Genomic DNA, 25634 nt, shown 5'->3' with positions numbered 1-25634 from the left:
CCCTCTTGCCAGACGAGGCCCAGCCACTGACCGCCGCCAAGCCCGAGCCCGCCTCGGCGGCCGCGGCGAAACCCGCGCCCAACGTGTCGACCGCCAAGAACGACACCCGCGGGGCGGTCGAGCACGCCCCGTCCGCCCCCGTCGAGAAGTCCGCCGAGGCCGTGCGCCCCAAACCGGCTCCCACCGAGCGTCCGGCCCAGCCCCCCGTGGTGCGCCCGCCCTCCGTGCAGCCCGGCCGCACCGGCTCGTCCAACCGCGTCCGCGCCCGGCTGGCCCGCCTCGGCGTGCAGCGCGCCAACCCGTACAACCCGGTCCTGGAGCCGCTGCTGCGGATAGTGCGCAGCAACGATCCCAAGATCGAGAACTCCACCCTCCGCCAGATCGAGCGCGCCTACCAGGTCGCCGAGCGCTGGCACCGCGGCCAGAAGCGCAAGAGCGGCGACCCGTACATCACCCACCCGCTCGCGGTCACCACCATCCTCGCCGAGCTGGGCATGGACCCGGCCACGCTGATGGCCGGACTGCTGCACGACACCGTCGAGGACACCGAGTACGGCCTGGAGGACCTGCGCCGCGACTTCGGCGACGTGGTCGCCCTGCTCGTCGACGGCGTCACCAAGCTGGACAAGGTCAAGTTCGGCGAGGCCGCGCAGGCCGAGACGGTGCGCAAGATGGTCGTCGCCATGGCCAAGGACCCCCGCGTCCTGGTCATCAAGCTCGCCGACCGCCTGCACAACATGCGCACCATGCGCTACCTCAAGCGGGAGAAGCAGGAGAAGAAGGCGCGCGAGACCCTGGAGATCTACGCGCCGCTCGCCCACCGCCTGGGCATGAACACCATCAAGTGGGAGCTGGAGGACCTCGCCTTCGCGATCCTCTACCCCAAGATGTACGACGAGATCGTCCGGCTGGTGGCCGAACGGGCGCCCAAGCGCGACGAGTACCTGGCCATAGTGACCGATGAGGTCCAGTCCGACCTGCGCGCCGCCCGCATCAAGGCGACCGTCACCGGCCGCCCGAAGCACTACTACAGCGTCTACCAGAAGATGATCGTCCGCGGCCGTGACTTCGCGGAGATCTACGACCTGGTGGGCATCCGCGTCCTGGTCGACACCGTCCGCGACTGCTACGCCGCCCTCGGCACGGTGCACGCGCGATGGAACCCAGTCCCCGGCCGGTTCAAGGACTACATCGCGATGCCCAAGTTCAACATGTACCAGTCGCTGCACACCACGGTGATCGGTCCCAACGGCAAGCCCGTCGAACTCCAGATCCGCACCTTCGACATGCACCGCCGGGCCGAGTACGGCATCGCCGCGCACTGGAAGTACAAGCAGGAGGCCGTCGCCGGCGCCTCCAAGGTCCGCACCGACGCGCCCAAGACGTCCGCGAAGGACAAGGACGCCATCAACGACATGGCGTGGCTGCGGCAGTTGCTCGACTGGCAGAAGGAGACCGAGGACCCGGGCGAGTTCCTGGAGTCCCTGCGCTTCGACCTGTCCCGCAACGAGGTCTTCGTCTTCACGCCCAAGGGCGACGTCATAGCGCTCCCGGCCGGCGCCACCCCCGTCGACTTCGCCTACGCCGTGCACACCGAGGTCGGCCACCGCACCATAGGAGCGCGGGTCAACGGCAGGCTCGTACCGCTCGAATCCACCCTGGACAACGGCGACCTGGTGGAAGTGTTCACCTCCAAGGCGGCCGGCGCCGGACCCTCGCGCGACTGGCTCGGCTTCGTCAAGTCGCCGCGCGCCCGCAACAAGATCCGCGCCTGGTTCTCCAAGGAGCGCCGGGACGAGGCGATCGAGCAGGGCAAGGACGCCATCGTGCGGGCCATGCGCAAGCAGAACCTGCCGATCCAGCGCATCCTCAACGGCGACTCCCTGATCACCCTCGCCCACGAGATGCGCTACTCGGACATCTCCGCGCTCTACGCGGCGATAGGCGAGGGCCATGTCTCCGCGCAGAACATCGTGCAGAAGCTGGTGCAGGCCCTCGGCGGCGAGGAGGCGGCCACCGAGGAGATCGACGAGTCGGTCCCGCCGTCCCGCGGCCGCGGCCGCAAGCGCCGCTCCAGCGCCGATCCCGGCGTCGTGGTCAAGGGCGTCGAGGACGTGTGGGTGAAGCTGGCCCGCTGCTGCACGCCCGTACCCGGCGACCCGGTCATCGGCTTCGTCACCCGCGGCAGCGGCGTCTCCGTGCACCGCAACGACTGCGTCAACGTGGACTCGCTGTCCCGGGAGCCGGAGCGCATCCTCGACGTCGAGTGGGCGCCCACCCAGTCCTCGGTCTTCCTGGTCGCCATCCAGGTCGAGGCGCTGGACCGCTCCCGGCTGCTGTCGGACGTCACCCGCGTCCTGTCCGACCAGCACGTCAACATCCTGTCGGCCGCCGTGCAGACCTCCCGCGACCGGGTGGCCACCTCGCGCTTCACCTTCGAGATGGGCGACCCCAAGCACCTCGGCCACGTCCTGAAGGCCGTCCGGGGCGTGGAGGGCGTGTACGACGTCTACCGCGTGACCTCGGGCCGCAGCCGCTCGTAACCACCGCCCCCGGACAGGGAAAAGGGCCCCGTACGCGCGTACGGGGCCCTTTCACACCGGCAACGAGGGAACTCAGCCGCCGAACTCCTGGAGGCCCTTCAGAGCCTGGTCCAGCAGTGCCTGGCGGCCCTCCAGCTCCCTCTCCAGCTTGTCGGCCTTGGCGTTGTTGCCCTGGGCGCGGGCCTGCTCGATCTGCGCCCGCAGCTTGTCCACGGCGGCCTGGAGCTGACCGGTCAGACCCTCGGCGCGCGCCCGCGCCTCCGGGTTGGTCCGGCGCCACTCGGCCTCCTCGGCCTCCTGGAGCGCCCGCTCGACCGCGTGCATCCGGCCCTCGACCTTCGGCCGCGCGTCACGCGGGACGTGGCCGATGGCCTCCCAGCGCTCGTTGATCGAACGGAAGGCGGCCCGGGCGGCCTTGAGGTCGCCGATCGGCAGGAGCTTCTCGGCCTCCTCGGCCAGCTCCTCCTTCAGCTTGAGGTTCTCCGCCTGCTCCGCGTCCCGCTCGGCGAACACCGAGCTGCGCGCGGCGAAGAAGACGTCCTGCGCGCCGCGGAAGCGGTTCCACAGGTCGTCCTCGTGCTCGCGCTGGGCGCGGCCCGCGGCCTTCCACTCCGCCATCAGCTCGCGGTAACGGGCCGCCGTCGGACCCCAGTCCGTGGAACCGGACAGCGCCTCGGCCTCGGCGACCAGCCGCTCCTTGACCCGGCGGGCCTCCTCGCGCTGCGCGTCCAGCTGGGCGAAGTGCGCCTTGCGCCGCTTGGAGAACGCCGACCGGGCGTGCGAGAAGCGGTGCCACAGCTCGTCGTCGGACTTGCGGTCCAGCCGCGGCAGCCCCTTCCAGGTGTCCACCAGCGCCCGCAGCCGCTCACCCGCGGCCCGCCACTGGTCGGACTGCGCCAGCTGCTCGGCCTCGGCGACCAGGTCCTCCTTGGCCTTGCGGGCCTCGTCGGACTGCTTGGCCCGCTGGGCCTTGCGCTCCTCCCGGCGGGCCTCGACCGTCTCCACGAGCTTGTCCAGCCGGCGGCGCAGCGCCTCCAGGTCGCCGACCGCGTGGTGCGCGTCCACCTGCTCGCGCAGATGACCGATGGCGGCCTGGGCGTCCTTCGCCGACAGGTCGGTGGTGCGCACTCGCTTCTCGAGGAGGCCGATCTCGACAACCAGGCCCTCGTACTTGCGCTCGAAGTAGGCCAGCGCCTCCTCAGGGGAGCCGGCCGCCCAGGATCCGACGACCTGCTCGCCGTCGGCCGTACGCACGTACACGGTCCCCGTCTCGTCGACGCGGCCCCACGGGTCGCTGCTCACAGCGCCTCCTCCACATGATGCCTGCGGGGTGCCTCAGCGCCCCCGGGCATCGACCACAGTTTCGTCACGGCCAACATAGGCGACCAGCGGGTTCCCTGTCCGCATCCAGCGCGACCGAAATTCCGCCGGGAGCCCACGCCGTCCTCAGGACTTGGTGACGGTCGCCTTGTCGATCACCACGGTCGCGTTCGGGGCACCGTCGCCCTGGCCGGTGCTCTCGCCCGCGCCGGCGATCTTGTTCAGCACCTTCATGCCGGCCGCGTCGATCGTGCCGAACGGCGTGTACTGGGGCGGCAGCGGGCTGTCCTTGTACACCAGGAAGAACTGGCTGCCGCCGGTGTGCTTCTGACCGGTGTTGGCCATCGCCACCGTGCCCGCCGGGTACGTGTTCTTCTTCAGGCTGGCGTCCTTCAGGTTCTCGTCCGGCAGCGTGTAGCCGGGACCGCCCATGCCGGTGCCCTGCGGATCGCCGCACTGGAGCACGTAGATGCCCTGCGTGGTCAGCCGGTGGCACTTGGTGTGGTCGAAGTAGCCCTTGCCGGCGAGGAAGTCGAAGGAGTTGACCGTGTGCGGGGCCGCCGACGCCTTCAGCGCGATCGGGATGTCACCGCACGTCGTCGCCAGGTCCAGCGTGTACTTCGCCGACGTGTCGATCGACATCGCCGGCTCCTTCTTCCAGCTGAGCTTCTTCACCGAGCCGGCCGCCGGCTTGTGGCACGGGTCCGGCGCCTTGCTGGGCGAGGCGGACGCGCTCGGCGTGGTCTTGGCGCTCGCGTCGGTCTTCTTGTCGCCGTCCCCCAGCACATGGGTCGTGTACAGCGCCACGGCGCCGATCACGATCACGCCCAGTACCGACGCGATCGCGGAGTTGCGCACGCGGGCCTTGCGCCGCGCCTCGGTGCGCCGCTGCTGCTGCCGCAAGAACTTCTCCCGGGCGAGCTGACGCCGCCGCTGCTCCTGGCTGACCACCGGGTTCTCTCCTCATGCGTGTCGTGTGTCGAGCGGTACGCGTGCGTCCTCGTGGGCCGACCACTGCGTGTAGCCCCGTACCGTATATGGGTTCGCTGAGGAAACGGCAGCGCCGGTAGGCTCTGAGTGCGGCCGAAGCCGCCCAGTCGCCGACTGTCACCGACACAACGAAGGACGATCGTGCTCATTGCCGGGTTCCCCGCCGGGGCCTGGGGGACGAACTGCTACCTCGTCGCCCCCGCCGCCGGTGAGGAGTGCGTGATCATCGACCCGGGCCACCAGGCCACCGAAGGAGTCGAGGACGCGCTGAAGAAGCATCGGCTCAAGCCCGTCGCCGTCGTCCTCACCCATGGCCACATCGACCACGTGGCCTCGGTCGTCCCGGTGTGCGGCGCCCATGACGTGCCCGCCTGGATCCACCCCTCGGACCGGTACATGATGAGCGACCCCGAGAAGGCGCTCGGCCGCTCCATCGGGATGCCGCTGATGGGGGAGCTGACCGTGGGCGAGCCGGACGACGTCAGGGAGCTGGCCGACGGCGCGAAACTGGAGCTGGCCGGGCTGGAGTTCTCCGTCGCGCACGCGCCGGGCCATACCAAGGGGTCGGTGACCTTCCGGATGCCCGAGAGCGCCGACGTGCCGTCGGTGTTCTTCTCCGGGGATCTGCTGTTCGCCGGCTCCATCGGACGCACCGACCTGCCGGGCGGGTCCATGACGGACATGCTGGAGTCGCTGGGGCGTGTGTGCCTGCCGCTCGACGACTCCACCGTGGTCCTGTCCGGCCACGGCCCCCAGACGACCATCGGCCGCGAGCGCGCCACCAACCCCTATCTGCGGGAAGTGGCCGCCGGCCAGGGAGCCTCCCCGGCTCCCCGACGAGGAATGTGACGAGAGAGCTTCCGTGAGCACGTTCAAGGCCCCCAAGGGCACCTACGACCTGATCCCCCCGGACTCGGCCACGTACCTGGCGGTCCGCGAGGCGATCGCCGCCCCGCTGCGCAACTCCGGCTACGGCTACGTCGAGACCCCCGGTTTCGAGAGCGTCGAACTGTTCGCGCGCGGCGTCGGCGAGTCCACCGACATCGTGACCAAGGAGATGTACGCCTTCGAGACCAAGGGCGGCGACAAGCTCGCCCTGCGCCCCGAGGGCACGGCCTCCGTGCTGCGCGCGGCCCTGGAGGCCAACCTGCACAAGTCGGGCAACCTGCCCGTGAAGCTCTGGTATTCGGGCTCGTACTACCGCTACGAGCGCCCGCAGAAGGGCCGTTACCGCCACTTCTCCCAGGTCGGCGCCGAGGCGATCGGCGCGGAGGACCCGGCGCTCGACGCCGAGCTGATCATCCTGGCCGACCAGGCGTACCGCTCGCTGGGGCTGCGCGACTTCCGCATCCTGCTCAACAGCCTGGGCGACAAGGAGTGCCGGCCCGTGTACCGGGCCGCGCTCCAGGACTTCCTGCGCGGCCTGGACCTGGACGAGGACACGCGCCGGCGTGCCGAGATCAACCCGCTGCGCGTCCTGGACGACAAGCGCGAGTCGGTCCAGGTCCAGCTGACCGGCGCGCCGCTGCTGCGCGACTACCTGTGCGACGCCTGCAAGGCGTACCACGAGGAGGTGCGCGACCTGATCACGGCGGCGGGCGTCGCCTTCGAGGACGACCCGAAGCTGGTGCGCGGCCTGGACTACTACACCCGTACCACCTTCGAGTTCGTGCACGACGGCCTCGGCTCGCAGTCCGCGGTGGGCGGCGGCGGCCGGTACGACGGCCTGTCCGAGATGATCGGCGGCCCCGCGCTGCCCTCGGTCGGCTGGGCCCTCGGCGTGGACCGCACGGTCCTCGCGCTGGAGGCGGAGGGCATCCGGCTGGACCTGCCCGCCACCACCTCCGTCTACGCCGTCCCGCTCGGCGAGGAGGCCCGCCGCGTCCTGTTCGCCAAGATCACCGAGCTGCGCAAGGTCGGCATCGCGGCGGACCTCTCGTACGGCGGCAAGGGCCTCAAGGGCGCGATGAAGAACGCGAACCGCTCCGGCGCGCGGTACGCGCTGGTCGCCGGTGAGCGCGACCTCGCCGAGGGTGTCGTCCAGCTCAAGGACATGGAGTCCGGCGAGCAGACCGCGATCGGCGTCAACGAGATCGTCGCCGAACTGGAGTCCCGGCTCGGCTAGCAGGCGAAGCGGAGAAGGGCGCCGGGGAGTCGGAGTCCCCGGTGCCCTTCTAGTGCTGTGGCCGGGAAGGTTCGCCGGAAAGCTCGCGGCGTCCGGTGCGGTGCATCGCAAGGCGGAGCGTCGCCCGCGTACTGGATGTACTCGGGTGACGCGACAACGCGGCGAGGTGCCGTGCCGGGCGTCGCGAGCCGGTGAACCTTTCCGGTCACAGCACTAGCGGCTTCGGGCTCGCGGTGCGGCCCGCTCGCTGATGAACGGAACCGGCCAGATGCGTCAACCCGGCGGGTGCCGATTCGTCCTGTCAGGCGTTTCCGGTACGGGGGTCTTCGTGTGCCGTTGCCCGTCGCCGGGCCCGCGCCGGGGGCCGTGGCCCCACCGCCGTCGGCAGGCGTGGCCCGCGGGAGCCGTGCCGCAGTCCGCACGCCCGCGCCATCGGGTCCGAGCAGGCCGGACGCGCACCGCGCCGGATGCCGGGACCGGGGCCGCCGGCCCGGGTCGCGTCCCCGCGCGTACGGTGCGGACTTCCCCGGCGTGTGCCGGGCCGGCCCCGGACCCGCGGCCAGAACCGAACGGTCCGTGATCTCCGGGCGGAGCCGCATGTCCCCGTCGACCGGTGGACACACAGCGGGGTGCGGCACAATGGCCGGTGCCCGAAGATGGTCCAACTCTCAAGTGACGGAATCGGCGTGATGAGCAAGACGACAGTCAACGACGTCTCCGCGGTGTCCGGTCCCGACCGCCCCGCCGACGCGCCCCGCACGGTGGGCGGCAGCCGGGCCTTCGCCCTGCTGCTGGTGATCACCGGCGCGGCCGGGCTGCTGGCCGCCTGGGTGATCACGCTCGACAAGTTCAAGATCCTCGAAGCCAAGGTCGCGGGCAAGACGTTCACCCCCGGGTGCAGCGTCAACCCGGTGGTCTCCTGCGGCAGCGTGATGGAGAGCAAGCAGGCCGCCGCCTTCGGCTTCCCGAACCCGATGCTGGGCCTCGTCTGCTACGGCATCGTGATCTGCGTCGGCATGAGCCTGCTGACCCGGGTCCGCTTCCCGCGCTGGTACTGGCTGACGTTCAACTTCGGCACCCTCTTCGGCGTCTGCTTCGTCACCTGGCTCCAGTTCGAGTCCCTGTACCGGATCAACGCCCTGTGCCTGTGGTGCTCCCTGGCCTGGGTCGCCACGATCACCATGTTCTGGTACGTCACCTCGTCCAACGTCCGCAACGGGTTCCTGCCCGCCCCGCGCTGGCTGCGCTCCTTCCTCGGCGAGTTCACCTGGGTGCTGCCGGTCACCCACTGCGGCATCATCGCCATGCTGATCCTCACCCGCTGGGGCAGCCAGCTCTGGGCCTGAGCCCCCGTAACCGCCTGCCCGCCGCCCGCCCCGGACCGGGGCCGGGCGGCATTGTCGGTGGCGTGTCTTAGGGTTTCAGGGTGGAACCCGACCTCTTCACCGCCGCAGCAGAAGAACGCCAGGAGAAGGATCCGTCGGCCAGTCCCCTGGCGGTGCGCATGCGCCCGCGCACGCTCGACGAGGTCGTGGGCCAGCAGCACCTGCTCAAGCCCGGCTCGCCCCTGCGCCGCCTGGTCGGCGAGGGCTCCGGCGGCCCCGCCGGAGCCTCCTCGGTGATCCTGTGGGGCCCACCCGGCACCGGCAAGACCACCCTCGCCTACGTCGTCTCCAAGGCCACCAACAAGCGCTTCGTGGAACTGTCCGCGATCACCGCGGGCGTCAAGGAGGTGCGCGCGGTCATCGACGGCGCCCGCCGCGCCGCCGGCGGCTTCGGCACCGAGACCGTCCTGTTCCTGGACGAGATCCACCGCTTCAGCAAGGCCCAGCAGGACTCCCTGCTGCCCGCGGTCGAGAACCGCTGGGTGACCCTGATCGCGGCCACCACCGAGAACCCCTACTTCTCGGTGATCTCCCCGCTGCTGTCCCGCTCCCTGCTGCTCACCCTCGAACCCCTCACCGACGACGACATCCGCGGCCTGCTGCGCCGCGCCCTCGACGACGAACGCGGCCTCAAGGGCGCGGTCGCCCTCCCCGAGGACACCGAGGAACACCTGCTGCGCATCGCCGGGGGCGACGCCCGCCGCGCCCTGACCGCCCTGGAGGCCGCCGCCGGCGCCGCCCTCGACCAGGGCGAGGGCGAGATCTCCCTGGCGACCCTGGAGCAGACCGTCGACCGGGCGGCGGTGAAGTACGACCGCGACGGCGACCAGCACTACGACGTCGCCAGCGCCCTGATCAAGTCCATCCGCGGCTCCGACGTCGACGCCGCCCTGCACTACCTGGCCCGCATGATCGAGGCCGGCGAGGACCCCCGCTTCATCGCCCGCCGGCTGATGATCTCCGCCAGCGAGGACATCGGCCTGGCCGATCCCAACGCGCTGCCCATCGCGGTCGCCGCCGCCCAGGCCGTCGCCATGATCGGCTTCCCCGAGGCGGCCCTGACCCTCAGCCACGCCACCATCGCGCTCGCCCTCGCCCCCAAGTCCAACTCCGCGACGACGGCGATAGGCGCCGCCCTGGAGGACGTGCGCAAGGGCCTGGCGGGAGCGGTGCCGCCGCATCTGCGCGACGGCCACTACAAGGGCGCCGCCAAGCTGGGCCACGCCCAGGGGTACGTGTACCCGCACGACCTGCCCGAGGGCATCGCCCGGCAGCAGTACGCGCCGGACGCCCTGAAGGACCGCGAGTACTACACACCGGGCAGGCACGGCGCCGAGGCGCGGTACGCCGACGCAGTCGAGTGGACCCGCAAGCACCTCGGTCGCAGGCGGAGCTGAGCAGCCTGTAGACTGCTGCGGAGCGCCTAGTCCCGTGCCGTCAGAGCGGGACAGCAGGCCGGAGATCCCGTCCTTCGCGGACGGGCTCCAGGAGCGTCGCGCACCGTCGATCGGTGTCGCGGGCAGCCCACCACCACCCGGGGCCCGGGACGGTCGGTGGGCCACTCGCGTGCTGCACGTATGTGCCCAGACCAGGGAAGCGGCTGCCCGGCAGGTCCCTCGTGGACCGGCGGGTTTTCCCGGCTGCGGATGCGACCTCCCGAAACCCTGGCAAGCCGAACACTACGAAACGAGATAGAGACAGTGGCGAACCAGTCCCGCCCCAAGGTCAAGAAGTCGCGTGCCCTCGGCATCGCGCTGACCCCGAAGGCCGTCAAGTACTTCGAGGCCCGCCCCTACCCGCCGGGTGAGCACGGCCGCGGCCGCAAGCAGAACTCGGACTACAAGGTCCGTCTGCTGGAGAAGCAGCGCCTGCGCGCTCAGTACGACATCTCCGAGCGCCAGCTGGTGCGCGCCTACGAGCGTGCCTCCAAGGTCCAGGGCAAGACCGGTGAGGCCCTGATCGTGGAGCTGGAGCGCCGCCTCGACGCGCTGGTCCTGCGCTCGGGTCTCGCCCGCACGATCTACCAGGCCCGCCAGATGGTCGTCCACGGCCACATCCAGGTCAACGGCCAGAAGGTCGACAAGCCGTCCTTCCGTGTCCGTCCGGACGACGTCGTGCAGGTCCGCGACCGCTCCAAGGACAAGACGCTCTTCCAGATCGCCCGTGAGGGTGGCTTCGCCGCGGACGGCGAGACCCCGCGCTACCTCCAGGTGAACCTCAAGGCCCTGGCGTTCCGCCTGGACCGCGAGCCGAACCGCAAGGAGATCCCGGTGATCTGCGACGAGCAGCTCGTCGTCGAGTACTACGCCCGCTGATCCCGGCGCGCGCGTAGCACCACACCCGGACCCGCCGTCTCTCCGCCCCTTGGGGCGGGCGAGCCGGCGGGTCTCGCGTTTTCCGAGCCGGTCGCCCGCGCCCTACCGGCCGCCCTCCCGGCGTCTCGCGCCGACCGCGCTCCGCTCCGGCGCACGCCCCCCGTCCGTGCCCGCCCCGCCCCGCCCGCCCGCGCCGCGCGGCGGCGGCAGCGCGGCCGACGGCGCCGCGCCGCGGTGGCCGAGGGCCCGGGCCACGGCCGTCGCGCGGTCCAGACCGGCCCCGCGGCGCGCGCACTCCTCGTAACGGGTGTCGCCCAGCGCCCGGCGGGCGCTCTTCTCGCACTGGGCGTGCGGGGCGTTGTAGTGGTCCGAGCCGAAGAGCGGCAGGCCCACCGAGGGCCAGAGCCCGCTCGCCGCGCCCTGGAGGAGCGCTGCCTCGGCGGCGTCGCCCTCGGTCACCGTCACCAGCGCGAGGAGCTCGATCGCGAGGACCGTGCCGAGCAGGTCGTCGAAGGCATGGGCGTGGCGCAGGCACTCGGTCAGCAGCTCGCGGGCACGCTGCGGGGCGCCGTCCCGGCAGGCCGCGTACGCCAGCACGTACAGCGCGTACGACCGTGCCCAGCGCTCCCCGTGCTCCTCGCAGACCCGGCGTACCTCCTCGCACAGCCGCACCGCGTCCGGCAGATCGCCCTGGAAGGCGCGTGCCATCGCCAGCTCGACGTGGCCCATGAGCACGTTGCTGTTGAGTTCGCCGATCTCGCGGTAGCGGGTGAGCGCCGACCGCAGCAGCGTTTCTGCACGCGGCAGATCGTCCGTGACCAGCGCCAGACAGCCGGTGCGGTGCTCCGCGTACGCCACCGCCGCGAGATCGCCCGTCCGCTCGGCCCGCTCCCGGCAGGCGCCCAGCGCCTCCAGCGCCGCCGCGGCGTCGCCCTGGAGCACCGCCACGTAGCCGAGCACCCACAGCGCCTTCAGCAGCGAGCGCTCGTAGCCCGACTCCAGCGCCACGCTCCGCTCCAGCCAGCGCCGCCCCTCCGCCAGCCGCCCGCAGCCCACCCAGCAGAACCAGAGGGATCCCGCCAGGCACTGGCCCAGATGCGCCTCCGACGGCTCGGTCAGGCAGAACTCCAGCGCGGTGCGCAGATTGGGCAGCTCCACCGCGACCCGCGCGGCCACCTCACCCTGCCGGGGCGAGAACCACTCCAGCTCGCACCAGGCGGCCAGGCCCAGGTACCAGTCCCGGTGGCGCCGCCGCAGCCGGGCCGCGTCCCCGGCCGCCTCCAGCCAGCCCGCGCCGTAGGCGCGAACGCTGTCCAGCATCCGGTAGCGCGGGCCCGCCGGACCGTCCTCGCGGGCGATCACCGACTGGGCCAGCAGCTCCGACAGCACGTCCAGGACGTCGTCGGCGGCCAGTCCGTCCCCGCTGCACACGTATTCGACCGCCTCCAGGTCGAAGGTCCCCGCGAACGCCGAGAGCCGCGCCCACAGCAGCCGCTCGGCGGGCGTGCACAGCTCGTGGCTCCAGCCGATCGCCGTGCGCAGCGCCTGGTGCCGGGGCAGCGCGTCCCGGCCGCCGCCGGTCAGCAGCCTGAACCGGTCGCCGAGGCGCTCCAGCAGCTGTGCCGGGGACAGCGCCCGCAGCCGGCCGGCCGCCAGCTCCAGTGCCAGCGGGATGCCGTCCAGCCGCCGGCACAGCTCCCGCACCTCGGGGCCGTCGGCCACCGTGAGCCCCTGCTCCCGGGCCCGCCGCGTGAACAGCTCCACCGCCTCGTCCGGAGCGAGCGGCGCCAGCGGGAACAGCCGCTCGCCCGCCAGCCCCAGCGGACGCCGGCCCACCGCGAGCACCCGCAGCCCGGGCAGCCTGCGCAGCAGCTCCGCCACCAGCTCGGCCGTGGCCCCGGCCAAGTGCTCGAACCCGTCGACGACCAGCAGCGGCGGCAGCGCGGCCGAGTGCTCCAGCAGCGCCTCGCGGGGCGACCTGGTGGTGTGGTCGGTCAGTCCCAGTGCCTCCGCCACCGCGTACTCCACGAACTGCGCGTCGCGCACCGGCGCCAGCTCCACCCACCCGTGCGCGCCCTCGTGGTCCGCCACGAGCCGGGCGGCCAGCCGGGACTTGCCCACCCCGCCGGTACCGGTCACCGTCACCAGGCGGGCCGAGCGCAGCGCCGCGGCCAGGGAGTCCAGCTCCGCCGCCCGTCCGACGAATGCGGTCAGTTCGAGGGGTGGCTCGCCATCGGCGAAAGGTTCTGGGCACTGAGGACCTCGCATGGGACACGGAGGGTACTGAACCGTGTTCGTTCCGTACAATCGCTTCCCGTAACTCCACCGTTCCCGCCGGTAATCCGGTACGGAGCCGCCGCCCCGGCGCGATAGGCTCGGTGCACGACTTTTCCGATGCTCAGGCACGTTTCAGGGAGCGGGTGCGCACAGTGTCCGGTGGCGAGGTGGCCGGGATCCTGGTGGCCGTCTTCTGGGCGATCCTGGTCTCCTTCCTCGCGGTGGCCCTCGCGAGGCTGGCCCAGACGCTCAAGGCGACCACCAAGCTCGTGGCGGACGTGACCGACCAGGCCGTCCCGCTGCTCGCGGACGCCTCCCAGGCGGTGCGCTCCGCGCAGACCCAGATCGACCGGGTCGACGCGATCGCCTCGGACGTCCAGGAGGTCACCTCGAACGCGTCCGCGCTGTCCACCACCGTCGCCTCCACCTTCGGCGGCCCGCTGGTCAAGGTCGCGGCCTTCGGCTACGGCGTCCGCAGGGCGCTCGGCGGCCGCAAGGGGGACGTGCCCGAGAAGTCGCCCCGGCGTACCGTGATCGTGGGCCGCACGGTCCCTGCCGCACGACGCAAGCGCAACCCCCGCGGGAAGAGGGACTGACCGAGCGATGTTCCGTCGTACGTTCTGGTTCACGACCGGCGTCGCCGCCGGCGTCTGGGCCACCACCAAGGTCAACCGCAGGATCCGGCAGCTGACCCCGGAGAGCCTGGCCGCCACCGCGGCCAACAAGGCCCTGGAGACCGGGCAGCGCCTGAAGGACCGCGCGGTCGGCTTCGCCACCGACGTCCGCGACAACATGGCCCAGCGGGAGGCGGAGCTCCAGGAGGCCCTCGGCATCGAGGAAGCCCCCGGGCTCCCCGCGCCCCGGCGGCTCGCCGCCATCGAGAACAACCGCAGCAACCCGAAGTACATCGAAGCCCCGATGTACTCGTACAACCGGAATGAGGACCACTGATGGAGTCGGCCGAGATTCGCCGCCGCTGGCTGAGCTTCTTCGAGGAGCGCGGGCACACCGTCGTCCCTTCGGCGTCGCTCATCGCGGACGACCCGACTCTGCTCCTCGTCCCCGCCGGCATGGTGCCCTTCAAGCCCTACTTCCTGGGTGAGGTCAAGCCGCCGTTCGACCGCGCCACCAGCGTGCAGAAGTGCGTGCGCACGCCCGACATCGAAGAGGTCGGCAAGACCACGCGCCACGGCACGTTCTTCCAGATGTGCGGCAACTTCTCCTTCGGCGACTACTTCAAGGAAGGCGCCATCAAGTACGCCTGGGAGCTGCTCACCAGCTCCCTGGACAAGGGCGGTTACGGCCTCGACCCCGAGCGCCTGTGGATCACCGTCTACCAGGACGACGACGAGGCCGAGCAGATCTGGCACGAGGTCGTCGGCGTGCCCAAGGAGCGCATCCAGCGCCTGGGCAAGAAGGACAACTTCTGGTCCATGGGCGTCCCCGGCCCCTGCGGCCCCTGCTCCGAGATCAACTACGACCGCGGCCCTGAGTTCGGCGTCGAGGGCGGCCCGGCCGTCAACGACGAGCGGTACGTGGAGATCTGGAACCTCGTCTTCATGCAGTACGAGCGGGGCGAGGGCACCGGCAAGGACGACTTCGAGATCCTCGGCGACCTGCCCAGCAAGAACATCGACACCGGCCTCGGCCTGGAGCGCCTCGCCATGATTCTGCAGGGCGTGCAGAACATGTACGAGATCGACACCTCCATGGCCGTCATCAACAAGGCCACCGAGCTGACCGGCGTCCGCTACGGCGACTCCCACGACTCGGACGTCTCCCTGCGCGTGGTCACCGACCACATGCGCACCTCCGTCATGCTCATCGGCGACGGCGTCACCCCGGGCAACGAGGGCCGCGGCTACGTGCTGCGCCGCATCATGCGCCGCGCCATCCGCAACATGCGGCTGCTGGGTGCCACCGGTCCGGTCGTCAAGGACCTGATCGACACCGTGATCGGCATGATGGGCCAGCAGTACCCGGAGCTGATCACCGACCGCGAGCGCATCGAGAAGGTCGCCCTCGCCGAGGAGAACGCCTTCCTGAAGACGCTGAAGGCCGGCACCAACATCCTGGACACCGCCGTCACCGAGACCAAGCAGTCCGGCGGCACCGTCCTCTCCGGTGAGAAGGCCTTCCTGCTCCACGACACCTGGGGCTTCCCGATCGACCTCACCCTGGAGATGGCCGCCGAGCAGGGCCTCGCCGTGGACGAGGACGGCTTCCGGCGGCTGATGAAGGAGCAGCGCGAGCGCGCCAAGGCCGACGCCCAGGCCAAGAAGACCGGCCACGCCGACCTCGGTGCCTACCGCGAGATCGCCGACAGCGCCGGCGCCACCGACTTCATCGGCTACTCCGACACCGAGGGCGAGTCCACCGTCGTCGGCCTGCTGGTCGACGGCGTCTCCTCGCCGGCCGCCACCGAGGGCGACGAGGTCGAGGTCGTCCTCGACCGCACCCCCTTCTACGCCGAGGGCGGCGGTCAGATCGGCGACACCGGCCGGATCAAGGTCGACTCCGGTGCGGTGATCGAGATCCGCGACTGCCAGAAGCCGGTGCCGGGCGTCTACGTCCACAAGGGCGTGGTCCAGGTCGGCGAGGTCACCGTCGGCGCCAAGGCCCACGCCTCCATCGACGTGCGCCGCCGCAAGGCCATCGCCCGCGCCCACTCGGCCACCCACCTCACCCACCAGGCCCTGCGCGACGCCCTCGGCCCGACGGCCGCCCAGGCCGGTTCCGAGAACCAGCCCGGCCGCTTCCGCTTCGACTTCGGTTCGCCGTCCGCCGTGCCGACGGCCGTGATGACCGACGTCGAGCAGAAGATCAACGAGGTGCTGGCCCGCGACCTCGACGTGCACGCCGAGGTCATGGGCATCGACGAGGCCAAGAAGCAGGGCGCCATCGCCGAGTTCGGCGAGAAGTACGGCGAGCGGGTCCGCGTGGTGACCATCGGCGACTTCTCCAAGGAGCTGTGCGGCGGCACCCATGTGCACAACACCGCCCAGCTGGGCCTGGTCAAGCTGCTCGGCGAGTCCTCCATCGGCTCGGGTGTGCGCCGTATCGAGGCTCTGGTCGGCGTGGACGCCTACAACTTCCTCGCCCGCGAGCACACGGTCGTCAACCAGCTGACCGAGCTGCTCAAGGGCCGCTCCGAGGAGCTGCCGGAGAAGGTCGCCGCCATGCTCGGCAAGCTGAAGGACGCCGAGAAGGAGATCGAGAAGTTCCGCGCCGAGAAGGTGCTCCAGGCCGCCGGCGGGCTCGCCGACTCGGCCAAGGACGTGCGGGGCGTCGCCCTGGTCACGGGGCAGGTGCCGGACGGCACCACGCCGGACGACCTGCGCAAGCTGGTCCTCGACGTGCGCGGCCGCATCCAGGGCGGCCGGGCCGCCGTGGTCGCCCTGTTCACGGTCAACAACGGCAAGCCGCTGACCGTGATCGCCACCAACGAGGCCGCCCGCGAGCGCGGTCTGAAGGCCGGCGACCTGGTGCGCACCGCCGCCAAGACCCTCGGCGGCGGCGGTGGCGGCAAGCCGGACGTCGCCCAGGGCGGCGGCCAGAACCCGGCCGCCGTCGGCGAGGCCGCCGAGGCCGTCGAGCGTCTCGTGGCCGAGACCGCCAAGTGATAGCCCAGTAAGGAAACGGTCGGAAATGCGCAGAGGACGTCGGCTTTCGATCGACGTCGGGGACGCCCGGATCGGGGTCGCCTCGTGCGACCCCGACGGGATCCTCGCCACCCCGGTGGAGACGGTCCCCGGCCGTGACATCCCCGCCGCCCACCGCCGGTTGCGTCAACTGGTGGCGGAGTATGAGCCGATCGAGGTCGTCGTCGGTCTCCCTCGCTCCCTGAAGGGGGGCGAGGGCCCGGCCGCCGTCAAGGTCCGCGCCTTCGCCCAGGAGCTGGCCAAGGGCATCGAGCCGGTGCCGGTGCGCCTGGTGGACGAGCGGATGACGACGGTGACGGCCAGCCAGGGGCTGCGGGCGTCGGGCGTGAAGTCCAAGAAGGGCCGCGCCTTCATCGACCAGGCCGCCGCCGTGGTCATCCTCCAGCAGGCCCTGGAATCCGAACGGGTGTCAGGTAAAGCACCCGGTGAGGGCGTCGAAGTGGTCATCTGATCGCGATACGGTAACGTTCCGCGCGATGCGGCGGTGTTCGAACAGCCGCCGCACAGCAAGAGGCGGAGCGGAAGCCGGTCCACTGGCCGCGTGACCGCCGGCCTCGCGGCTCTAGGGGATCGATGACTGAGTATGGCCGGGGCCCAGGCTCCGAACCGTGGCATCCGCAGGACCCGTTGTACGGGGACGGCGGATGGGAAGGGCAGCAGGCGTACGCCGGTCATCAGGCTGCCTACGGAGGCCGGTCGCAGCAGCAGTACCCGCAGCAGCCGCAGCACGGCGACTGGCAGCAGATGCCCCAGCCCGGTTATGACGGTCAGCAGTACCCGTACTACGCCGACCAGGGCCAGACCCCGTACGACCCCCAGTACCCCGGCCAGCACCCCCAGCCCGGCCAGCACCCCCAGCCCGGCCACCAGGGCGGCTGGGACGCGACCGGCACCCACGGCCAGGTGCCCTACGCGGCCGACCCAGGCGACCCCTACGGGCAGCAGCCGGTGGCCTACGGCGCCGAGCAGCCCGACTTCTACGCCGCCGAGGACGCCTACCCGCCGCCGGAGCCGCCCGGCCGCAGGCGCCCCGAGGTCGAACCCGAGCCGGACCCCGCCGTGGACGGCGAGGAGGAGCACGCCTTCTTCGCGGGCGGCGACGACGAGGACGACGAGCCGCACGAGCGGGCCGGCCGCGCCGAGCGGCGCGCCGGCAAGGGCAGAAAGCCCGTCAAGAGCAAGAAGCGCCGCACCGGCTGCGCCTGCATGGTCGTCGTCCTGGTCTTCGGCGGCGGCCTCGGCGGGGTCGGCTACTACGGCTACAAGTTCTACCAGAACCGTTTCGCTCCGGCCCCGGACTACGCGGGCGACGGCACCGGCGAGACGGTGACCGTGGAGATCCCCAAGGGCGCCGGAGGCTGGGACATCGGGCGGCGCCTCAAGGAGGCCGGGGTCGTCAAGAGCGCCGAGGCCTTCGTGCACGCGCAGGGGACCACACCGGGCGGCGACTCGATCCAGGCCGGCGCCTATCTCCTGAAAAAGGAGATGTCCGCCGCCAGCGCCGTGCGGATGATGCTCGACCCGAAGAGCCAGAACAATGTGATGGTGCGGCCGGGCGAGCGAAATGCCGGTGTGTACCAGGACATCGACAAGAAACTCCAATTGGCCGCCGGAACGACCCAGAAGATCGCCGCGAAGGAGTACCGGACCTTCGGTCTGCCGTCCTGGGTCTCCAGCGACAGCAATATCAAGGACCCGCTGGAGGGCTTCCTCTTCCCGGGCAGCTACGCGGCCGCCAAGGGCATGAAACCCGATGCGATCCTCAAGCAGATGGTGGCCCAGGCCAAGGAGAGGTACGCCGCCTACGGCCTGGACGCCAAGGCGAGGTCGCTGGGCCTGCACAACGCGTTCGAGCTGGTCACGGTCGCGAGCCTGGTCCAGGCGGAGGGCAAGACCCACGACGACTTCCGCAAGATGGCGGAAGTGGTCTACAACCGCCTGAAGCCCACCAACACCGAGACGAACCAGCTGCTCCAGTTCGACTCGACGTACAACTACCTCAAGGGCACCAGCAACATCCACATCTCCGAGAAGGACATCAACAGCAACCAGAGCCCGTACAACACGTACACCCACAAGGGCCTGCCGCCCGGTCCCATCGGAAACCCCGGCGAGGACGCGCTCAAGGCGACGCTGAACCCGACTCACGACGGCTGGATCTATTTCGTGGCGACCGACGGTACGACCAATACCGAATTCGCCAAGACCTACGAAGAATTCAAGCAGCTCAAGGACAAGTTCAATGCCACCTCGGGCAACTGACGCCCGCCGGGCCGCCGTGCTCGGACAGCCCATCGCCCACTCGCTCTCCCCGGTGCTGCACCGGGCGGCCTACGCCGAGCTGGGGCTCACCGGCTGGTCGTACGACCGCTTCGAGGTCGACGAGGCCGCGCTGCCCGGCTTCCTCGAGAAGCTCGGGCCCGAGTGGGCGGGGCTGTCGCTGACCATGCCGCTGAAGCGGGCGGTCATCCCGCTGCTCGACGAGATCAGCGAGACGGCCGCCTCGGTGGACGCCGTCAACACGGTCGTGTTCACCGAGGACGGCCGCGCCCGCGGCGACAACACCGACATCCCGGGGATGGTGGCCGCGCTGCGCGAGCACGGCGTCGAGCAGGTGGACTCCGCCGCGATCCTCGGCGCGGGCGCCACCGCCTCCTCCGCGCTCGCCGCCCTGTCCCGGATCTGCACCGGCGAGGTCGTCGCCTATGTGCGCAGCGAGGCCCGGGCCGCCGAGATGCGCGAGTGGGGCCGCCGCCTCGACGTGGACGTGCGCACGGCGGACTGGTCGCAGGCGGCGCGGGCGCTGCGCGCCCCGCTGGTGATCGCCACCACCCCGGCCGGCACCACCGACGCCCTCGCCGCCGCGGTGCCCGAACGCCCCGCCACCCTCTTCGACGTGCTCTACGAGCCCTGGCCCACCGAGCTGGCGGCCCGCTGGTCCATGTACGGCGGCGCCGTGGTCGGCGGCCTGGACCTGCTGGTCCACCAGGCCGTCCTCCAGGTCGAGCGGATGACCGGCCGTGCCCCGGCCCCGCTGGAGGCCATGCGCCGGGCCGGGGAACAGGCGCTCGCCGCCCGCTGACCGGGCCGGAGTCGTCCGCCTGCTGGACCGGAAGCCGGACAGCCGTCCCGGACGTGGGAGGATCGGTGGTGGCGGACCGGCGTCGCGCATCCGGTCACGCCGTCACCGCACGCGAGGACACGCGTACGCAGGGCAGTACCGGGCGCGAACACTGAGGAGCACCGTTGAGCAGGCTGCGTTGGCTGACCGCGGGGGAGTCCCACGGTCCCGCACTTGTCGCGACGCTGGAGGGCCTTCCCGCCGGCGTGCCGATCACCACGGAGATGGTGGCGGACCACTTGGCGCGGCGGCGGCTCGGCTATGGCCGCGGTGCGCGGATGAAGTTCGAGCGGGACGAGGTCACCTTCCTGGGTGGCGTCCGGCACGGGCTGACCCTCGGCTCGCCGGTCGCGATCATGGTGGGCAACACCGAGTGGCCGAAGTGGGAGCAGGTCATGTCGGCCGACCCGGTGGACGCCGAGGTCCTCGACGGACTCGCCCGCAACGCGCCGCTGACCCGGCCCCGGCCCGGTCACGCCGACCTGGCGGGCATGCAGAAGTACGGCTTCGACGAGGCCCGGCCGATCCTGGAGCGCGCCTCGGCCCGGGAGACCGCGGCCCGGGTCGCGCTCGGCGCGGTCGCCCGCTCCTACCTGAAGGAGACGGCCGGCATCGAGATCGTCTCCCACGTGGTCGAGCTGTGCTCCGTGAAGGCCCCGCAGGGGGTGTACCCGACGCCGGCCGACGTGGCGAAGCTGGACGCGGACCCGCTGCGCTGCCTGGACGCGGACGCGTCCAAGGCGATGGTCGCGGAGGTCGACCAGGCCCACAAGGACGGCGACACCCTCGGTGGCGTGGTCGAGGTGCTGGCCTACGGCGTTCCGGTGGGCCTCGGCTCCCACGTGCACTGGGACCGCAAGCTGGACGCGCGGCTGGCCGGTGCCCTGATGGGCATCCAGGCGATCAAGGGCGTGGAGATCGGCGACGGCTTCGAGCTGGCGCGGGTGCCCGGTTCGAAGGCGCACGACGAGATCGTCGCCACCCCCGAGGGCATCCGGCGCGTCTCCGGCCGCGCGGGCGGCACCGAGGGCGGCCTGTCCACCGGTGAGCTGCTGCGGGTGCGGGCGGCGATGAAGCCGATCGCGACGGTGCCGCGCGCCCTGCGGACCGTGGACGTGGCCACCGGCGAGGCCGCCCAGGCCCACCACCAGCGCTCCGACGTCTCCGCCGTGCCGGCCGCGGGCATCGTCGCGGAGGCCATGGTGGCCCTCGTGCTCGCGGACGCGGTCGCCGAGAAGTTCGGCGGTGACTCGGTGGCCGAGACCCGGCGCAACGTCCGCTCGTACCTCGACAACCTCGCGATCCGATGACCGCCCCGCAGGTCGTCCTGGTCGGCCCGATGGGCGTGGGCAAGTCCACCGTCGGCCGGTTGCTCGCCGAGCGGCTGGGCAGCGGTTACCGGGACACCGACGACGACATCGTGGCCGCCGAGGGCCGGACCATCTCCGAGATCTTCGTGGACGAGGGCGAGGAGTTCTTCCGGGCGCTGGAGAAGGCGGCCGTGGCCGCCGCGCTCGCCGGGCACGAGGGCGTCCTCGCGCTCGGCGGCGGCGCGGTCCTGGACGCCGACACGCGCGCGCTGCTGGCCGGGCAGCGGGTGGTCTACCTCTCCATGGGGGTGGAGGAGGCGGTGCGGCGCACCGGCCTGAACGTGGCCCGTCCGCTGCTCGCGGTCAATCCGCGCAAGCAGTGGCGGGAGCTGATGGAGGCCCGGCGCCATCTGTACGAGGAGGTCGCCACCGCCGTCGTGGAGACGGACGGGCGCACCCCCGAAGAGGTCGCGCAAGCGGCGCTGGACGCACTGGAGTTGAAGAAGGCATGAGCGAGGCAGTCACCCGGATCCAGATCGCGGGCACCGCGGGCACCGACCCCTACGAGGTGCTGGTCGGCCGCCGGCTCCTGGGCGAACTGGCCGGGCTGATCGGTCCCAAGGCCAAGCGGGTCGCCGTGATCCACCCCGAGGCGCTGGCCGAGACCGGCGACGCGCTCCGCGCCGACCTGGCCGAGCAGGGTTACGAGGCCATCGCCATCCAGGTGCCCAACGCCGAGGAGGCCAAGACCGCCGAGGTGTCCGCCTACTGCTGGAAGGCGCTCGGCCAGTCCAACTTCACCCGCACCGACGTCATCGTCGGCGTGGGCGGCGGCGCCACCACGGACCTCGCCGGTTTCGTGGCCGCGACCTGGCTGCGCGGGGTGCGCTGGATCGCCGTACCGACCACCGTGCTCGCCATGGTGGACGCGGCGGTCGGCGGCAAGACCGGCATCAACACCGCCGAGGGCAAGAACCTGGTGGGCGCCTTCCACCCGCCGGCCGGTGTGCTGTGCGACCTGGCGGCGCTGGACTCCCTCCCGGTCAACGACTACGTCTCCGGGCTCGCCGAGATCATCAAGGCCGGCTTCATCGCCGACCCGGTGATCCTCGACCTGATCGAGGCCGACCCCGAGGCCGCCCGCACCCCGGCCGGCCCGCACACGGCCGAGCTGATCGAGCGTTCGATCCGGGTGAAGGCCGAGGTCGTCTCCTCGGACCTGAAGGAGTCCGGGCGCCGGGAGATCCTCAACTACGGCCACACCCTCGGCCACGCCATCGAGAAGAACGAGCGCTACAAGTGGCGGCACGGCGCCGCGGTCGCGGTCGGCATGCACTTCGCCGCCGAACTCGGCCGTCTCGCGGGCCGGTTGGACGACGCGACCGCCGACCGCCACCGCGCGATCCTGGAGTCCGTCGGTCTCCCGCTGCACTACCGCTACGACCAGTGGCCCAAGCTGGTGGAGAACATGAAGGTCGACAAGAAGTCCCGCGGCGACCTGTTGCGCTTCATCGTCCTGGACGGCCTGGCCAAGCCGACCGTCCTGGAGGGCCCCGACCCGGCCGTGCTGCTGGCCGCCTACGGAGAAGTGGGCGAGTAGCCCCCGACGCGGCCGGCCCCTGGTGTGACCGGCCCCCGCGCGGCCCGCTCCCGGCGGGCCGCGCCGCTTTCCGTGCCCCGTAGGGCACTTCGGGCCCTTCCCGGCCGTTTCACCGAACGACGGCCGGGGACGGTACCGTTCGGGAAGGAGCGGGGCCTCGCCCCCGCAGCCAACTGCCTGTACGAGACGGAGTGGCAACGGATGCAGCACGCAGTGGGTTCTCCGCTGCCGCCGCCCCACCAGCCGGGGCACCGGCCGCACACCAGCTGGCCGCCGGCCGCACACCATCCCGGCCCGCCCCAGGGACCGTCGTCCCCACCCCCGCCGCCCCCGGGCTTCCCCGGCCCGTCCGTGCCGCCCCCGCCGGGGCAGCCGCGCCCGCAGGCCCCCTCCGGCCCGTTCCCGCCCCCGGGACAGCCGCGGCCGCCCGCGCCCGCCGGTCCGCCGCCCGCCCCGGCCCGCTCGGGCCCGATGCCACCCGCGCCCCCGCGACAGGTGCCCGCGCCCCCGGCCCCCTCCGACGTCACCGGCCATGTGCATCTGCCGCCCGGCGGACCGGTCGGCGTGCCCACGGCGGCCCCGACCGCCACCGCGGTGCCCGATCCGACGACCACCACCCTGGCCGTCCTGCTGATCGGCCCGGCCGGCGCGGGCAAGACCAGCGTGGCCCGCTACTGGGCGGACCGCCGTCGCGTCCCCACGGCCCACATCAGCCTGGACGACGTCCGCGAATGGGTGCGCTCCGGCTTCGCCGACCCCCAGTCCGGCTGGAACGACCACTCCGAGGCCCAGTACCGGCTGGCCCGCCGCACCTGCGGCTTCGCCGCGCGCAACTTCCTGGCCAACGGCATCTCCTGCATCCTGGACGACGCCGTCTTCCCGGACCGCCCGGTCGTCGGCCTCGGCGGCTGGAAGCGCCATGTGGGTCCCGGCCTGCTGCCGGTCGTCCTGCTGCCCGGCCTGGACGTGGTCCTGGAGCGCAACGCCGAACGCACCGGCAACCGCCGCCTCACCGACGAGGAGGTGGCCCGCATCCACGGCCGCATGGCCGGCTGGTACGGCTCGGGCCTGCCGATCATCGACAACTCGCAGCTGGACGTCCCGGGAACGGCACGCGTCCTGGACGAGGTCCTGGCGAGGGCGATAGCCAGCCCCCCGAGCTGGTGACCACCGGGCCGCCCGCCCCGGCCCGCGGTGCACCGTCCCCGAGCCCCACTCGGCCCCCAAAAACGGCACAAACCGCATAAAACTCCTACGCTCATCTCATGTCAGAGGTGTACGCGAACCGCCGATCCCGACTGCGGGACCACTTCAACGCGGCCGGCACCGCGGCAGCGCTCGTCACCCGCCCCGCCAACGTGCGCTACCTCGCGGCCGCCGCCCCGCACGGCGCCGTCCTGCTCCTCGGCAGCCAAGAGGACCTCCTGGTCTGCTCGGGACCGCCCGAGGACCGCCCCTTCGAGGGCCGCCCCGACGACGCCCTGCGGGTGCACGTGCTGCCCGCGCACGGCGGCGCCGACCCCGCCGTGACCGCCGCGGGCCTCGCCCAGGGCCAGGGCGCCGACTCGCTCGCCGTCGAGGAGCACCATCTGACGGTCAGCAGGCACAGGGAAATCGCCGCCGTCGCCCCCGCCCTGCGCCTCGGCGACGTGGGCGGCGCCGTGGAACAGCTGCGGATCGTCAAGGACGAGGAGGAGATCTCCTGCCTGCGGATCGGCGCCGAGATCGCGGACCAGGCCCTCGGCGAGCTGCTGGAGTCCATCCTGGTGGGCCGCACCGAACGGCATCTCGCGCTGGAGCTGGAGCGCCGCCTGGTCGACCACGGCGCCGACGGGCCGGCCTTCCCCACCTCCGTGGCCACCGGCCCGCACTCCGGCCGCCGCGGCCACCGGCCCACCGACCGGCGGGTGGAGGAGGGCGACTTCCTCTCCGTCTGCCTGGGCGCGACCTACCGGGGCTACCGCTGCGAGATCGGCCGTACCTTCGTCATCGGCACCTCCCCGGCGGACTGGCAGATCCAGCTGTACGACCTGGTCTTCTCCGCCCAGCGGGCCGGCCGCGAGGCCCTCGCGCCCGGCGCCGCCTACCGTGATGTGGACCGCGCGGCACGCCATGTGCTGGACTCCGCGGGCTATGCGGAGGCCCTGCCACCGTTGACCGGTCACGGTGTCGGACTCGAAATCGACGAGGACCCGCAGTTGGCGCCCGCGGCCATGGGTAAACTGGACGCTTGCGTGCCGGTCACCGTCGAACCGGGGGTCCACCTCCCGGGCCGGGGCGGTGTCCGGATCGATGACACGCTCGTCGTACGCCCCGAGGCGGACGGCGGACCCGAGCTACTCACCATCACGACCAAGGAGCTGCTCGCGCTGTAGCGCGTGACCCGGGGTCGTACGTCAGTCCAGGAGATTCCGCAACCGTGGCTTCCACGAACGACCTCAAGAACGGCATGGTGCTCAAGCTCGAAGGCGGCCAGCTCTGGTCCGTCGTCGAGTTCCAGCACGTCAAGCCCGGCAAGGGCCCGGCCTTCGTGCGCACCAAGCTCAAGAACGTGCTGTCCGGCAAGGTCGTCGACAAGACCTTCAACGCCGGCGTCAAGGTCGAGACGGCCACTGTCGACAAGCGCGACATGCAGTTCTCGTACATGGACGGCGACTACTTCGTCTTCATGGACATGGAGACCTACGACCAGCTGATGGTCGACCGCAAGGCCGTCGGCGACGCCGCCAACTTCCTGATCGAGGGCTTCACCGCCACCGTGGCGCAGCACGAGGGCGAGGTGCTCTTCGTGGAGCTGCCGGCCGCCGTCGAGCTGACCGTCCAGGAGACCGAGCCGGGTGTCCAGGGCGACCGCTCCACCGGTGGCACCAAGCCCGCCACCCTGGAGACCGGCCACCAGATCCAGGTCCCGCTCTTCATCACCACCGGTGAGAAGATCAAGGTCGACACCCGTACGAGCGACTACCTCGGCCGGGTGAACAGCTAA

General features: G+C 71.7%; 21 protein-coding genes. 18 read left to right on the top strand and 3 right to left on the bottom strand.

Annotation, left to right across the window (positions count from 1 at the left end; all coding sequences use genetic code 11):
- The first annotated feature begins 5 nt into the window (after positions 1-5).
- Complete coding sequence (gene relA, locus BLW85_RS09410; protein ID WP_074991818.1) at positions 6-2543, top strand: GTP pyrophosphokinase; 2538 nt, start codon at positions 6-8, stop codon at positions 2541-2543.
- 72 nt (positions 2544-2615) lie between these two features.
- Here relA and BLW85_RS09405 read toward each other — a convergent pair whose 3' ends face one another.
- Both BLW85_RS09405 and BLW85_RS09400 read right to left on the bottom strand, forming a co-directional pair.
- Positions 2616-3845 carry a DUF349 domain-containing protein gene (locus BLW85_RS09405; protein WP_070030074.1) on the bottom strand — a complete coding sequence of 410 codons (1230 nt, stop codon included), beginning with the start codon at positions 3843-3845 and terminating at the stop codon, positions 2616-2618.
- A gap of 144 nt (positions 3846-3989) precedes the next feature.
- On the bottom strand, positions 3990-4814 hold the full coding sequence (locus BLW85_RS09400; protein WP_074991817.1) for a peptidylprolyl isomerase: 825 nt from the start codon (positions 4812-4814) through the stop codon (positions 3990-3992).
- A gap of 180 nt (positions 4815-4994) precedes the next feature.
- Between BLW85_RS09400 and BLW85_RS09395 the strand changes: the two genes are divergently transcribed.
- From BLW85_RS09395 to rpsD, 5 genes are all read left to right on the top strand, one after another.
- Positions 4995-5702: an MBL fold metallo-hydrolase gene (locus BLW85_RS09395; protein ID WP_070030072.1), complete on the top strand. Its 708-nt coding sequence runs from the start codon at positions 4995-4997 to the stop codon at positions 5700-5702.
- Positions 5703-5715: 13 nt separating this feature from the next.
- Positions 5716-6978, top strand: a complete 1263-nt coding sequence (gene hisS, locus BLW85_RS09390) for a histidine--tRNA ligase (protein ID WP_074991816.1) — start codon at positions 5716-5718, stop codon at positions 6976-6978.
- A 689-nt stretch (positions 6979-7667) separates the two neighbouring features.
- Positions 7668-8324: a vitamin K epoxide reductase family protein gene (locus tag BLW85_RS09385; protein ID WP_070030070.1), complete on the top strand. Its 657-nt coding sequence runs from the start codon at positions 7668-7670 to the stop codon at positions 8322-8324.
- Between the two features lie 80 nt (positions 8325-8404).
- Positions 8405-9760: a replication-associated recombination protein A gene (locus BLW85_RS09380; protein WP_070030069.1), complete on the top strand. Its 1356-nt coding sequence runs from the start codon at positions 8405-8407 to the stop codon at positions 9758-9760.
- A 303-nt stretch (positions 9761-10063) separates the two neighbouring features.
- Positions 10064-10678, top strand: coding sequence for a 30S ribosomal protein S4 (gene rpsD / locus BLW85_RS09375; RefSeq protein WP_070030068.1), 615 nt, complete (start codon positions 10064-10066; stop codon positions 10676-10678).
- A 102-nt stretch (positions 10679-10780) separates the two neighbouring features.
- Here rpsD and BLW85_RS09370 read toward each other — a convergent pair whose 3' ends face one another.
- Positions 10781-12946: an ATP-binding protein gene (locus tag BLW85_RS09370; protein WP_244174849.1), complete on the bottom strand. Its 2166-nt coding sequence runs from the start codon at positions 12944-12946 to the stop codon at positions 10781-10783.
- A gap of 161 nt (positions 12947-13107) precedes the next feature.
- Between BLW85_RS09370 and BLW85_RS09365 the strand changes: the two genes are divergently transcribed.
- The 12 genes from BLW85_RS09365 (at position 13108) to efp (ending at position 25634) form a co-directional block, all read left to right on the top strand.
- The gene (locus BLW85_RS09365) at positions 13108-13551 is read left to right on the top strand and encodes a DUF948 domain-containing protein (protein ID WP_070030067.1); all 444 of its coding nucleotides are present in this window, start codon (positions 13108-13110) and stop codon (positions 13549-13551) included.
- Positions 13552-13558: 7 nt separating this feature from the next.
- Positions 13559-13906: a hypothetical protein gene (locus BLW85_RS09360; RefSeq protein WP_074991815.1), complete on the top strand. Its 348-nt coding sequence runs from the start codon at positions 13559-13561 to the stop codon at positions 13904-13906.
- On the top strand, positions 13906-16578 hold the full coding sequence (alaS, locus tag BLW85_RS09355; RefSeq protein ID WP_070030065.1) for an alanine--tRNA ligase: 2673 nt from the start codon (positions 13906-13908) through the stop codon (positions 16576-16578). The genes BLW85_RS09360 and alaS overlap by 1 nt, the downstream gene beginning before the upstream one ends.
- Before the next feature lie 25 nt (positions 16579-16603).
- On the top strand, positions 16604-17068 hold the full coding sequence (gene ruvX / locus BLW85_RS09350; protein WP_070030064.1) for a Holliday junction resolvase RuvX: 465 nt from the start codon (positions 16604-16606) through the stop codon (positions 17066-17068).
- A gap of 122 nt (positions 17069-17190) precedes the next feature.
- Positions 17191-18879 carry an endolytic transglycosylase MltG gene (gene mltG, locus BLW85_RS09345; protein WP_074991814.1) on the top strand — a complete coding sequence of 563 codons (1689 nt, stop codon included), beginning with the start codon at positions 17191-17193 and terminating at the stop codon, positions 18877-18879.
- On the top strand, positions 18860-19699 hold the full coding sequence (locus BLW85_RS09340; protein WP_070030062.1) for a shikimate dehydrogenase: 840 nt from the start codon (positions 18860-18862) through the stop codon (positions 19697-19699). Before mltG ends, BLW85_RS09340 begins: the two co-directional genes overlap by 20 nt.
- 164 nt (positions 19700-19863) lie before the next feature.
- On the top strand, positions 19864-21048 hold the full coding sequence (gene aroC / locus BLW85_RS09335) for a chorismate synthase (RefSeq protein WP_070030061.1): 1185 nt from the start codon (positions 19864-19866) through the stop codon (positions 21046-21048).
- Entirely contained in the window at positions 21045-21560 is a 516-nt protein-coding gene (locus tag BLW85_RS09330; RefSeq protein WP_070030060.1) for a shikimate kinase, read from the top strand. The genes aroC and BLW85_RS09330 overlap by 4 nt, the downstream gene beginning before the upstream one ends.
- Positions 21557-22648 (top strand): 3-dehydroquinate synthase, encoded by a 1092-nt coding sequence (gene aroB, locus BLW85_RS09325; RefSeq protein WP_070030059.1) that lies wholly within the window; start codon positions 21557-21559, stop codon positions 22646-22648. The genes BLW85_RS09330 and aroB overlap by 4 nt, the downstream gene beginning before the upstream one ends.
- A gap of 201 nt (positions 22649-22849) precedes the next feature.
- The gene (locus tag BLW85_RS09320) at positions 22850-23815 is read left to right on the top strand and encodes a Pro-rich N-terminal domain-containing protein (protein WP_074991813.1); all 966 of its coding nucleotides are present in this window, start codon (positions 22850-22852) and stop codon (positions 23813-23815) included.
- Positions 23816-23913: 98 nt separating this feature from the next.
- Positions 23914-25023 carry an aminopeptidase P family protein gene (locus BLW85_RS09315; RefSeq protein WP_074991812.1) on the top strand — a complete coding sequence of 370 codons (1110 nt, stop codon included), beginning with the start codon at positions 23914-23916 and terminating at the stop codon, positions 25021-25023.
- A 44-nt stretch (positions 25024-25067) separates the two neighbouring features.
- Positions 25068-25634 carry an elongation factor P gene (gene efp, locus BLW85_RS09310; RefSeq protein WP_070030057.1) on the top strand — a complete coding sequence of 189 codons (567 nt, stop codon included), beginning with the start codon at positions 25068-25070 and terminating at the stop codon, positions 25632-25634.

Origin of the sequence: Streptomyces misionensis, assembly GCF_900104815.1 — a bacterium.
Lineage (GTDB): Bacteria > Actinomycetota > Actinomycetes > Streptomycetales > Streptomycetaceae > Streptomyces > Streptomyces misionensis.
This window is presented reverse-complemented; position numbering and strand designations above follow the sequence as displayed.